Raw genomic sequence first — 11,404 nt, forward strand, 5'->3', positions numbered from 1 at the left:
GTTATTAATCAAATCATTTTATTTTTCGGGAAATAAAAAGCAACTTTTGTCGAAAGTTGCTTTAAGAAGTAGTAATTCTTCTATTAATGAGTTGAATGCATAGTAAGAATAGAAGGGACATACTAATCGTTATGATTACAAGTGTCCAAGCTAGTTGCATATTACTCGCATCAATAGCCATATAAATCGCCGTTGGAATCGTCTGAGTTTTGCCAGGTATATTTCCTGCAAACATTAAAGTTGCACCAAATTCACCGAGTGCGCGAACAAAGCTTAAAATCATACCGCTAAGTAGTGCGGGGAATGCAAGCGGGAGTGTAACATGTAGAAAAACTTGATATTCACTTGCACCAAGATCGCGCGCGCCATCTTCAATTTGTACATTTGCGATAGAAAATCCTGTTTTTGCTGATTGGTACATGAGCGGAAATGCAACGACTGTAGAAGCAATGATAGCAGCAGTAGATGTAAACATAATGGACTGCTGAAATAATGATTCAATCCACTTTCCAATGGGACTGTTATTTCCAAAAATGATAATTAGAAAAAAGCCGATAACAGTTGGTGGAAGCACCATTGGTAATAAGAAAATAGTTTCTAGTAGTACTTTATATCGCCACGAGGAGCGCGCTAATGCTCGTCCAATAATCGTTCCTAAGATCGTAACGATTATTGTGGCGCACGCAGCTACTCGCAAGGATAGAAAGACAGGTGACAAAATTGCATCAAAGCTCATAGCGATTATGGCAGGATTGTAAATCCATATTTCTTAAAGATAGATTGTGCATCTTTTGATTGTAAATACTCATAGAATGAAGTCGCCTCTTTCTTATGCTTAGATTCCTTTATAACACCTAAAGGATAGTGGATTGGCTCATGAGAATTAGCTGCTACCGCTTCTACAATTTTTACCTTGTCTGAAACGAGAGCGTCTGTTTTATATACAATACCAGCATCAACATTACCTGTTTCTACATATGTTAACACTTGGCGAACATCTTTTGTAAATACGATTTTATTTTGAACGTCATTCCAAAGATTTTCATATGTGAGAGAAGCTTTTGCATATTTTCCTGCAGGTACAGATTCGGGTGTACCAAGTGCGATTTTCTTGATTTTCTCATCCTTTAAATCTTGAAATTTTGTAAGAGCACTATCTTTTGGAACGACTAGAACTAGTTCATTTCCAAGAAGATTTTTTCCTTCTTTTTCATTAATGAATCCTTTTTTAACAAGAGTTTGGAATTTATCTTCTGCTGCAGAGAAGAATAAATCAGCAGGCGCACCTTGTTCAATTTGTTGTTGAAGTGCACCAGAAGCACCGAAATTAAAGGAAAGTTTAATATTAGGCTCTTTCTCTTTATATTGTTTTTCAATTTCTTTTAATGCATCTTGTAAGCTAGCAGCAGCTGAGATAGTCAGTTCGACTGTTTGTCCCTCTTTAGCAGCTGACTTTTCTTTCTTTTCCCCGCTTGTACAAGCAGCACTAAATATAAGAAGGAAAGAAAGTATAAGTGCCCCAATGGATCGTAATGTAAACTTATTCATAAAAAAATCCCCTTTTGTTTTGATATATTCAATTATAACTAATTATAACTAATTATAACTAGTTATAATTGAATATAATTTGAACGGTATAGTTGTTTTTTAAAACTAGGAGAAATATTCTTTTCTTTGTTACAATGAAGGAAGAAAGTGAGGAATCGTCTATGGATCATCATTCCTACACAACGGAAGAAGTAGCAAAGCGATTAAAAGTATCAAAATTAACTGTATACGATCTAATTAAAAAAGGAGAACTTCCTTCTTATAGGGTTGGTAGACAAATGCGCATTGATGCAGCTGATTTAGAACAATATATAAAGCAAATGAAAACAGGGAAGGTACAATTTACTCCTGTAAAGAAGGACGAAATTAGTAGTTCGAATACACGCATCATTAGTGGTCAAGAACTAACGTTAGATATGTTGGCAAAGCATATAGAAAATCGATTGCCAAATTCTAATATATTGAGAGCGTATCAAGGTAGTTTAACGAGTTTAGTGAAGATGTACCAAGGAGAAGGAAGCGTCGTTAGTTTACACTTATTTGATGGTGAAACGGGTACATATAATGTTCCTTACGTAAAACGTATTTTAGTTGGACAACCATGTATTATGATTAATTTATTATCAAGGAATGTAGGGTTTTATGTGCAAAAAGGGAATCCCAAAAATATAAAAACATGGGCTGATTTATCTCAGTCATCTATACGATTTGTAAATCGAGAAAAGGGTTCCGGTATTAGGGTATTAGTGGATGAGCAATTGCGAATTCAAAAAATAAATAAAGAAGATATTAGCGGTTATGAATGGGAAGAATCGAATCACCTTGGTGTTGCTTCGCAAGTTGCGAATGGAAAAGCTGATGTTGGAGTAGGGTCAGAAAAGTTTTCGCAAATTGTAAATGTAGACTTTATTCCAATAATGAAAGAACAGTATGATTTAGTACTTCTGAAGAATAGAGAAAATGAGGAACTTATTGAGGTTATAAAAGAGGTTTTGCAATCTGAAGAGTTTCACAATGAATTAAAAGCAATTGGTGGATATGATATAAGCAAAACAGGCCAAATTATATATGAAACAAACTAAAAAGCTGCTTGTCTATAAGACGAGCAGCCTTTTCTATATATAAAGGGGTTGGGGGAAACAAAGTGTTAAATAAGACTTTGAGCAAGTGTGTAAATGAAAGCTGTAAGAAGAGCTGCTCCACTTGCAAGTTCGATAAAGTGAAACTTTAATCAGTGAGGGCGGGGTATCCCTCGCTGATTATTAGCCCTCACCAATCGGGCTTTTACGGGCAGTTGATCCCAAACCTAACTTCTTTGATTTCGCTGAATTTTGAAGTGGGAGTCTTACTGCCCGTTAATGCGGGATAAAGTCTGATTTGTTAAATGTAATGATGTTCATAATAATCTCTCCTTATTTGTTTAATGTAGTTGCAACTGCTTTTGCATCGACAAGTGCGGATAGCACCATGCCCATTGTATTTAAAAATTTGTTTGATTTCATTTTGTTCATCATGCGTATCCGCTCCTTTTCGAATTGTTGTTGCCCTGCTTTATGTCTTAATTATAGGAAATATGATCAGTTACAACTATCGAATTAGCTTACGGGAGACTTACACTTTTGTAAGAAAAAAGACATTCGTGTAAGAATGTCCTTCACAGCATATTGATATGATGATGCTCTTCAATTGTTTTTAAAAAGCTACGCATTGAATTGGTCATGTAGCTATCTTTGCGGCGTATGAAAACCGTTGAAATACTACCGTATTTTTCAGGGATTGCATGACAATGTACCTTACCAGCTTTAGAAAGATGGTGGACAGCAGACTGCGGTACGAGTGTAATACCAAGGCCAAGTGCAACACTGTTTAGTATTGTTTCTAATATATTAAATTCCATAATTCTTTTTGGCAGTAAACCTTCATCTTTAAGCCATCGCTCTAATTTTGAACGGTATCCACATCCTTGATTAAAAACGAGTAGGGGCGTCGTAGTAAATTCTTCTATATGAAAAGCTTTATTTTGTGTAACAAGCATTAATTTCTCAGTACTAACATCGTATTGTTCAATTAGTGGATGTTTAATAGGACCTGATATAAAGGCGCCATCTAATTGATGATCAAGTACTTCTCTAATAAGTTCTTCCGTTAGACCGGCTTGTAATGATAAATCGACATTTGGATAGCTTTTATAGTAAGAAGACAAGATGGTAGGTAATGTACTGACTGTTTCGACTGTACCAATTTTTAATATGCCAGATGGTGTTTCACTATCTAAAAACACCTGTTTTAGCTCTTCAACATCTTGCAAAATTTTATGAACGTAAACGAGCATCTTTCTTCCTTCAGCTGTTAAAGTCATGCCTCGCTTATGACGGTAAAAGAGAGGTGTTTTCAGCTCGTTTTCTAATTGTTTAATACGTGCGGTTACATTTGATTGTACATAATTTAATTCCTTTGCTGCGCCGCTTACACTACCGCGGTCGGCAACGCTCTGGAAGATTTGTAAGTCTCGTAATTCCATTCTATGCTCCTCCTTGATGTTAACTATCATTATAAATGATAGTTAACATCATTTTGAATCATTTTACGTGATATATTTTTTCTTTTACAATTCTCTTTGTGCAAATAGAAAGAAGCGGGGGATTGTGGTGAGAAAAGGTCAAATGATAATAGGTGCTTTGGCATGTTTAATTGCAAGTATGTCATGGGGAGCGATGTTTCCGGTTGCTGATCATGCTCTAGAATACATAGATCCATTTTATTTTTCGTTTATTCGTTATGGGGCGGTAGCAATTGTACTGATTGTATTATTGCTAATGAAAGAAGGAAAGAAAGCATTTCGCTTAGAAGGAAGAGGAAAGTTACTCGTCTTTTTTGGAACAATGGCGTTTACCGTATATAATGTATTAATTTTTCTAGGACAAATGTTAATGGGAAAATCAGGTGTGATGGTAGCTTCTATTATGGAGGCGCTTATGCCGATGATTTCAATTTGTATTTTATGGGGATATAAAAATATAAAGCCGAAGAAGTATATGATAACGAGCATGATTATCGCATTTGTAGGAGCTGTATTTGTTATTACGAAAGGTGATATGAGTTTCTTTTTAACATTGAAAGATAACATGTTTTCACTAGCATTTATATTTGTTGGTGTTGTAGGATGGGTTATTTATACGATGGGTGGTCAAACGTGTAGTGATTGGTCTACGTTACGTTATTCTACGTTGACCTGTGTATTTGGTACGGCTGTCACAGGAATTATAACGGTAATCATTACGGCGCTTGGATACGTTTCAGTCCCAAGTATGGAAACGATTTCTATTGTGAAATATGATTTATTATTTATGATGACATTACCAGGTATTGTAGCGCTACTTGCTTGGAACTACGGTGTGAAAATCTTATCATCAATTAATGGTATTTTATTTATTAACTTTGTGCCAATTACTACTTTAGTTATTATGATGATACAAGGATATAAAATAACGACATTTGATGTATTAGGAACATTATTTGTTATTGCAGCGCTTATTCGTAATAATGTTTGTCAGAGAAAAGAAGAAAATATAAATAAACAAATTTTGCAAGAAAAGCAATTGCGTCAAGCTGTTTAATAGGCAACTGGAGGATTTTATATGTTAGAAAGTTTATTGTTTTTCTTTGCTGCTGGAGTTGCCTGCGAGCTTGCAGCAATTAATCGAAACGGTCGTAAAAATATAAAACAACAAGCTGAACTGATACAGCTTTTAAAAGACTTGAAGGAAAGAAAAAATTAAAAAGACGACCGGGCATAGACGGTCGTCTTTTCTATTATTATTTATATAAAGGGGAAAGGGGACACAAAGTTATATAAGCGTAGCAGCGTAAATGAAAGCAGTAAGAAGAATCGAGCCGCTAGCCAGTCCTAAAAAATCTAATTTGTTAAAAGTCATGTTATTCATTATAAATTCTCCTTACTTGTTTAATGTAGAAGCAACAGCTTTTGCATCGATAAGAGCGGAAAATACCATGCCCATTGTATTTAAGAAATTGTTCGTTTTCATTTTGTTCATCATATAGATCCGCTCCTTTTCAAATGGTTGTTGTTACTTTCTAACTTAATTGTATAAGATAGTGGAGGGAGTCACTATCGAATTAGCTTACAAGAAAATTACACTTTTGTAAGAATTGAAATTTAACAATAAATACTTATTTTTATTACCAACTCCTAAAACTTAGTGTTATAATCGTTGTAAGAAAATGATTATACTTCGGATATTCAGAAAGGAACGAAACAAATGTATAAACCAATTACATTTTCGTTGAAATATATATTTAAAATGGCTGGGAAGGTAGAAGTACAAGGGAGAGAGAAATTACCGGAAGATGGCCCTTACGTTGTTGCATGTACACATACAAGTTTTATGGATGTTTTAATGTTAGCGGCAGGAATGTACCCAACCCAAATTCATTACATGGCAAAAAAAGAATTGTTTGAAGGGAAATTTAAAAATTGGTTTTTTAAAAATGTAAATGCATTCCCTGTAGACCGTGCGAATCCAGGGCCAAGCACATTAAAAATTCCATCACGTTTATTAAAAGAAGGAAAAGTAGTAGGGATTTTCCCGAGTGGGACGAGGTCATCAGAAGACGTTTCACTAAAAGCTGGGGCTGTTACGATTGCAATGCGTTCTAACGTTCCGTTAATACCGGCAGCTTATGTTGGTCCATCAAGTATAAAAGAATTGATAAAAGGAAAAAAAGCGCGATTAGTTTTTGGAGACCCAATTCAAATTGATGCTGAAGAACAAATAGATCGAAAAACGGCTATGAAGATGATGACAGATGAATTAAATGCAAAGTTTGAAGAACTAAAGGAAGTTTTGCAGCCGAATCAAAGCTAAAAAAGACGACCGGGTATAGACGGTCGTCTTTTCTATTATTATTTATATAAAGGGGAAAGGGGACACAAAGTTATATAAGCGTAGCAGCGTAAATGAAAGCAGTAAGAAGAATCGAGCCGCTAGCCAGTCCTAAAAAATCTAATTTGTTAAAAGTCATGTTATTCATTATAAATTCTCCTTACTTGTTTAATGTAGAAGCAACAGCTTTTGCATCGATAAGAGCGGAAAATACTAAGCTCATTGTATTTAAGAAATTGTTCATTTTCATTTTGTTCATCATATAGATCCGCTCCTTTTCAAATGGTTGTTGCCCTGTTTCTGACTTAATTATATGAAATGTTGCGGAGAGTCACTATCGAATTAGCTTACAGGGAAATTACACTTTTGTAAGAAAAACGAATGAAAGTGTCATGATGAGAAGATTTGACATATGTTCATGTGATTCATTAAGTTAAAAGTAGAGGTGAGTGTATGGCTAATATTAAAGATATTGCAAAGATGGCTGGGGTTTCAGTTACGACTGTTTCGAGGGTATTAAATGATCATCCATATGTAAGTGAAGAAAAAAGGAAAGTTGTTTTAGAAATAGTTGAGAAATTGAATTACTCGCAAAATGCAAATGCTGTTCATTTATCAAAAGGGAAGACGAATATTGTTGGCGTGATTTTACCTTATATTAATCATCCGTCTTTTGATGCGATGGTGGGTGGAATGATGGAAGTTGCGTTAGCTCACAACTATCGAGTGCTTCTTTGTCAAACGAACTACAATAAAAAAGAAGAAATGAAAAGTTTACATATGTTGAAAACAAAGCAACTAGACGGTCTTATCATTTGTTCTCGTGCTAATGAGTGGGAAACTATAGAGCCTTATGCAGCGTATGGGGCGGTTATTGCTTGTGAGGATAATGATATTGAAAGCATATCGAGTGTATATACAGATCATTTTAATGCCTTTCAATTAGGGATGAGTTACCTTATTGAAAAAGGTTATAAGAAGATTGGATATTGTACGGGAAGAAAGTTAGGGCCAAGTAGTAAGAAACGTTTTGATGCTTATAAACAACAGCTACAATTAATAGATGAAGAAGTGATGGAAGATTGGATTTTCACAGAATGCTTTACGTTAGAAGATGGTGTAAGAGTTGCACATCAATTCAAGGAGATGGAGAATCCTCCTGAAGCATTAATAGTGGCAGGAGATGAGGTCGCTATTGGGATCATGACAGAAGTTGAAAAATTAGGTATTAAAGTTCCAGAGGATTTAGCGATTATTGGTTTTGATAACCAACCGATTTCTCAAGTTTTACAACTGACAACCATTGACCAAAATTTAAAGGGAATAGGTAAGACGGCTTTTGAAATGTTTTACAGGCAAGTAAGTGATGAGAGTTCTAAACAAGAAAAGATGGAAATTCCATATAAACTTGTGGAACGTTCTACAGTTTAGTCATAATCCGTTATGTGTATAATCACATAACGGATTATTTTTTGAAATGTCTTTGACAGGAAACGCGTTTCATACTTTATAAAAGAGTTACACCGGTCTGTAATAATCCATGGATTCTTTTCAAGTGTTAAAACAATGAATAGAATTTGGAGGGATATGCATGAATGAGCTTTTATTAAGTATGAAAAAATATGTAGAGGATGACGAAAAGATTTTAGCGTTTGTCGTAGGGATATTTGAAAAGGATGACTTTACTTTATGTTATCAACATGGGATTTTTGTTGCCACTACTAGACGTCTTCTATTTTACGGGAAATTTCCGTGCTATCCTGCGATATTTGAAGAGTATTCGTATTTGCATATAGATGACATAGATTTCCGTCCATATTTCGAATGTACTTGTAATCGTGAAACCATTAGAGCTAAGTATATTCAGAGTGGGAATGTGGAGCGCTTTGTCCGTACAGTTAGAGCGAATATGAATAATTAATCACCCCTTTGTTTAAACATAATATCTTGGTCTTTGTGAGGGGAAATGCGGAATAAAAACAACTTCTAAACCTCTAGGAGATAGTGATACAATGTCAAATGGGGGGAGGTATGAACTATGGTTAATCAACGTATAAAGGAAATAACACTAATTACAATTGGTTCATTATTATTCGCAATTGGTATTAATTACTTTGCAATTCCAAACCGTTTATCAGAGGGTGGAATTATTGGTTTAACAGTTGTTACGTACTATTTATTTGATTGGTCACCGGGAATTGTGAATTTTGGTTTGAATGCAATTTTATTAGCTGTAGGTTATAAATTTTTTGATAAGAAAACGATGGTTTACACAATTATAGGTATTGTGGAAACATCTTTGTTTTTATATGTTACAGAACATATCGAATATCAAGTAAATAGTGATACGTTACTAGCAGCTTTATTTGCTGGTGTATTTGTAGGTATCGGATTAGGCTGTATGTTCAAAGCTGGAGGTACATCAGGAGGATCGGCAATTTTAGCTCGACTAGCAAATCAATATTTAGGTTGGAGCGTTGGTAAAGGCGTACTTATTATTGATATCGTTGTAATTGCTGGCTCTGTATTTATAATAGGACAAGAAAAGGCAATGTACACACTTGTAGCTGTATTTGTCGGAGCGAAAGTAATTGATTTCATCGTGGAAGGTATGGATACAAAAACAGCTGTTACGATTATTTCGAATCAACCAGACTTAATTCGAGAGACTATTACGAAAAACATGACGCGCGGTGTCACTGTATTAGAAGGACGCGGCGGATATACTGGTAAAAATAAAGAAGTTTTATATATCGTTATTAATAAACAAGAGCTTGTTAAGTTAAAGCAAGTTATTAGTAGAGTTGATGAAGATGCCTTCGTTGTCATTCACGATGTGCGTGATGTACTTGGCGGTGGCTTTAAAGCAAGCTAAAAGGTGAACGAGAAAATTCGTTCATCTTTTTTTATCCCGTAAACGCCCGATTGGTGAGGGCCGATTAAAGTTTCACTTTATTCTTACAAAAATGTAAGGGTAATGTAATGGGATTGAATGGTAGATTAAATTCCTGCTCTTTAGAATGGATGTATAAGTATCCTGCAGAGGAGGAAAATCAGTATTATGAAGAAAAAAATAATTACTACTGTAATAGCTATGGTAGTGATAGTAGTAGTATTACTACCTACGAAACTTGGACCAGTTATTGATAAATATAATCCGCTTTATACGACGAAAGAATACTATACAATTGTGGATGCGATTGGTCAGCATGTCGGTGATGAATGGTATGAATATGAATTTATTGCATTTGATGAACGTGGAAGAGAACAAAAAATAAAGAAGACTGTTAAGCATATGTTAAAGAGAGATGAAGCATTAAAGGTGTACGCAAAAGGACGCTACGGCGAGGCAATTGAAGAAATTGAAGCTGTAAATATTCCTATTAATGCGAAGAGTAAACTTTTAACGATGAGATAGCGAATTATACCCCCGCCTATTTTTTGTCGAAAATAAAAATACTAGGTAGGGGTATTTTAGGTTCGTGAAAAAACCTTAGTCCATATGGACTAAGGTTTTTCTTATTATATAAAGGGGAAGGGGGTACATTGTAGTAGCATGAGTGAAAGGTATAAGAAGAGTCGGCTACTAGCAATGTAATTTGGTTATGTGAGTATTCTTCTTATTTGGCTTACTTTCTAACTTTATTGTACGAAATATAGGTAAGGGAAACTATCGAATTACATTACACATAGCTTACAAACATGTAAGCCTTCTGTAATGTAATTCGATGGTTAAAATATAGTAAATTTCATATAGTGTAACTAGAAAGTCTCACTGTATCACTTTCTGTTTGTAATGTTAATGAAGAATGAAAAACCAACTAATTTTTAATAGCCCTCATCTCTATTTAGATGAGGCTCTTTTTCAAACCTTACAACATTGTAAGGTTTACGTAAGTTAATTCGATAGTAAATTTGTCATATTTTTTGCATAATAGATACAAATAGATAAAAAATAATTAGGGATATATTAAGAAGGGAGAAAACTGGGATGCGTAAAGAAGAAGTAGTGAAGTTTCCAATTAAAGATTTCTGTAGCTACTTTACTGTTGCCGTAGTATGTATTGGATTATTTGATATAATAACAAATTTAATTGTTAACTAATATAGATGATAAAACAAGAAGGAAGACCCTTTCTTGTTTTTTTTATGGGGGCATAAAGATGAAATTGATTGATAGCCATATACATGTTGATCAATATGAGAATGAAGAGAAAAGTAGATTATTTATAGATGTGGAAAACAGTAAAGAGATACAAGGGCTTATTGCAGTATCTATGAATTATCAATCATGTCTAGAAACTTTATCTTTAGCAAAGCGATATCCTTTTGTACATCCAGCAATAGGTTTTCATCCGGAGCAGCCGATTCATAAAGAGGAATGTGAGCAAATTTATAAATTAATTGAAGATCATGTAGAGGAAATCGTTGCGATTGGTGAAGTGGGCTTGCCATATTATTTAAGGAAAGAAGATGAAAATATTGCTATTGATCCATACATAGCGGTGTTAAAAAAGTTTGTGGAACTAGCTAGTAAATACGATTTACCAATTATATTGCATGCGGTTTATGAAGATACTGACACTGTATGTGGTTTACTTGAAGAATATAAAGTTTCGCGTGCACACTTTCATTGGTTTAAAGGAAGTGAAGAGACAATGAAACGGATGATGAGGAACGGTTATTATATTTCTATCACACCGGATGTTTTACATAAGGAGAAAATTAGAAAAATAGTTTCGTATTATCCGCTTGAATATATGATGGTAGAAACAGATGGGCCGTGGGAATTTCAGAAGGATACGATGACACATCCTTATATGATAAAAGATGTATTACAAGAAATTAGTATAATAAAAAAAATATCAGTAGAGAAAGTTACTGAGCAAATATATGCGAATACGGTGCGATTTTATAAAGTTAGTGAGTCATAAAAAAACACCAAGCATCTC

At 34.4% G+C, this 11,404-nt stretch carries 14 protein-coding genes and 1 pseudogene; 9 read left to right on the forward strand and 6 right to left on the reverse strand.

Annotation, left to right across the window (positions count from 1 at the left end; all coding sequences use genetic code 11):
• Nucleotides 1-61: 61 nt before the first annotated feature.
• Together modB and modA are read right to left on the reverse strand one after the other, a co-directional pair.
• Nucleotides 62-736 carry a molybdate ABC transporter permease subunit gene (gene modB, locus DET63_RS26340; RefSeq protein ID WP_002029397.1) on the reverse strand — a complete coding sequence of 225 codons (675 nt, stop codon included), beginning with the start codon at nucleotides 734-736 and terminating at the stop codon, nucleotides 62-64.
• 5 nt (nucleotides 737-741) lie between these two features.
• Complete coding sequence (gene modA / locus DET63_RS26345) at nucleotides 742-1,548, reverse strand: molybdate ABC transporter substrate-binding protein (protein ID WP_113938331.1); 807 nt, start codon at nucleotides 1,546-1,548, stop codon at nucleotides 742-744.
• Between the two features lie 134 nt (nucleotides 1,549-1,682).
• On the opposite strand from modA, the gene DET63_RS26350 reads away from it, so the two are divergent.
• Nucleotides 1,683-2,630, forward strand: coding sequence for a helix-turn-helix transcriptional regulator (locus DET63_RS26350; protein WP_113938332.1), 948 nt, complete (start codon nucleotides 1,683-1,685; stop codon nucleotides 2,628-2,630).
• A gap of 65 nt (nucleotides 2,631-2,695) precedes the next feature.
• Here DET63_RS26350 and DET63_RS26355 read toward each other — a convergent pair.
• Together DET63_RS26355 and DET63_RS26360 are read right to left on the reverse strand one after the other, a co-directional pair.
• Nucleotides 2,696-2,776: pseudogene (locus DET63_RS26355) on the reverse strand (DUF3948 family protein); the annotation flags it as partial.
• A 426-nt stretch (nucleotides 2,777-3,202) separates the two neighbouring features.
• Nucleotides 3,203-4,069 (reverse strand): LysR family transcriptional regulator, encoded by an 867-nt coding sequence (locus tag DET63_RS26360; protein WP_113938333.1) that lies wholly within the window; start codon nucleotides 4,067-4,069, stop codon nucleotides 3,203-3,205.
• Between the two features lie 127 nt (nucleotides 4,070-4,196).
• Between DET63_RS26360 and DET63_RS26365 the strand changes: the two genes are divergently transcribed.
• Together DET63_RS26365 and DET63_RS26370 are read left to right on the forward strand one after the other, a co-directional pair.
• Entirely contained in the window at nucleotides 4,197-5,165 is a 969-nt protein-coding gene (locus tag DET63_RS26365) for a DMT family transporter (protein WP_113938334.1), read from the forward strand.
• A 21-nt stretch (nucleotides 5,166-5,186) separates the two neighbouring features.
• Entirely contained in the window at nucleotides 5,187-5,327 is a 141-nt protein-coding gene (locus DET63_RS26370) for a YrzO family protein (protein WP_002063481.1), read from the forward strand.
• A 69-nt stretch (nucleotides 5,328-5,396) separates the two neighbouring features.
• On the opposite strand, the gene DET63_RS26375 is transcribed toward DET63_RS26370, so the two are convergent.
• Nucleotides 5,397-5,492: a DUF3948 family protein gene (locus DET63_RS26375; protein ID WP_002124767.1), complete on the reverse strand. Its 96-nt coding sequence runs from the start codon at nucleotides 5,490-5,492 to the stop codon at nucleotides 5,397-5,399.
• Nucleotides 5,493-5,828: 336 nt separating this feature from the next.
• Here DET63_RS26375 and DET63_RS26380 point away from each other — a divergent pair, with 336 nt between their 5' ends.
• Entirely contained in the window at nucleotides 5,829-6,434 is a 606-nt protein-coding gene (locus tag DET63_RS26380; RefSeq protein WP_002063482.1) for a lysophospholipid acyltransferase family protein, read from the forward strand.
• A gap of 70 nt (nucleotides 6,435-6,504) precedes the next feature.
• Here DET63_RS26380 and DET63_RS26385 read toward each other — a convergent pair whose 3' ends face one another.
• Nucleotides 6,505-6,600 (reverse strand): DUF3948 family protein, encoded by a 96-nt coding sequence (locus DET63_RS26385; RefSeq protein ID WP_002124767.1) that lies wholly within the window; start codon nucleotides 6,598-6,600, stop codon nucleotides 6,505-6,507.
• 305 nt (nucleotides 6,601-6,905) lie between these two features.
• Here DET63_RS26385 and DET63_RS26390 point away from each other — a divergent pair, with 305 nt between their 5' ends.
• The 5 genes from DET63_RS26390 (at nucleotide 6,906) to DET63_RS26410 (ending at nucleotide 11,386) form a co-directional block, all read left to right on the forward strand.
• A complete protein-coding gene (locus tag DET63_RS26390) occupies nucleotides 6,906-7,883 on the forward strand; it encodes a LacI family DNA-binding transcriptional regulator (RefSeq protein ID WP_113938335.1) in 978 nt (325 codons plus the stop codon).
• A 160-nt stretch (nucleotides 7,884-8,043) separates the two neighbouring features.
• Nucleotides 8,044-8,373 carry a PH domain-containing protein gene (locus DET63_RS26395; protein ID WP_002139893.1) on the forward strand — a complete coding sequence of 110 codons (330 nt, stop codon included), beginning with the start codon at nucleotides 8,044-8,046 and terminating at the stop codon, nucleotides 8,371-8,373.
• 117 nt (nucleotides 8,374-8,490) lie between these two features.
• Entirely contained in the window at nucleotides 8,491-9,327 is an 837-nt protein-coding gene (locus DET63_RS26400) for a YitT family protein (RefSeq protein WP_002009911.1), read from the forward strand.
• Nucleotides 9,328-9,513: 186 nt separating this feature from the next.
• A complete protein-coding gene (locus tag DET63_RS26405) occupies nucleotides 9,514-9,870 on the forward strand; it encodes a YxeA family protein (protein WP_002029403.1) in 357 nt (118 codons plus the stop codon).
• Between the two features lie 745 nt (nucleotides 9,871-10,615).
• On the forward strand, nucleotides 10,616-11,386 hold the full coding sequence (locus DET63_RS26410; RefSeq protein ID WP_061689750.1) for a TatD family hydrolase: 771 nt from the start codon (nucleotides 10,616-10,618) through the stop codon (nucleotides 11,384-11,386).
• The last annotated feature ends 18 nt before the right edge of the window (nucleotides 11,387-11,404 follow it).

It is taken from the genome of Bacillus sp. DB-2, from assembly GCF_003315125.1.
Classification (GTDB): domain Bacteria; phylum Bacillota; class Bacilli; order Bacillales; family Bacillaceae_G; genus Bacillus_A; species Bacillus_A mycoides.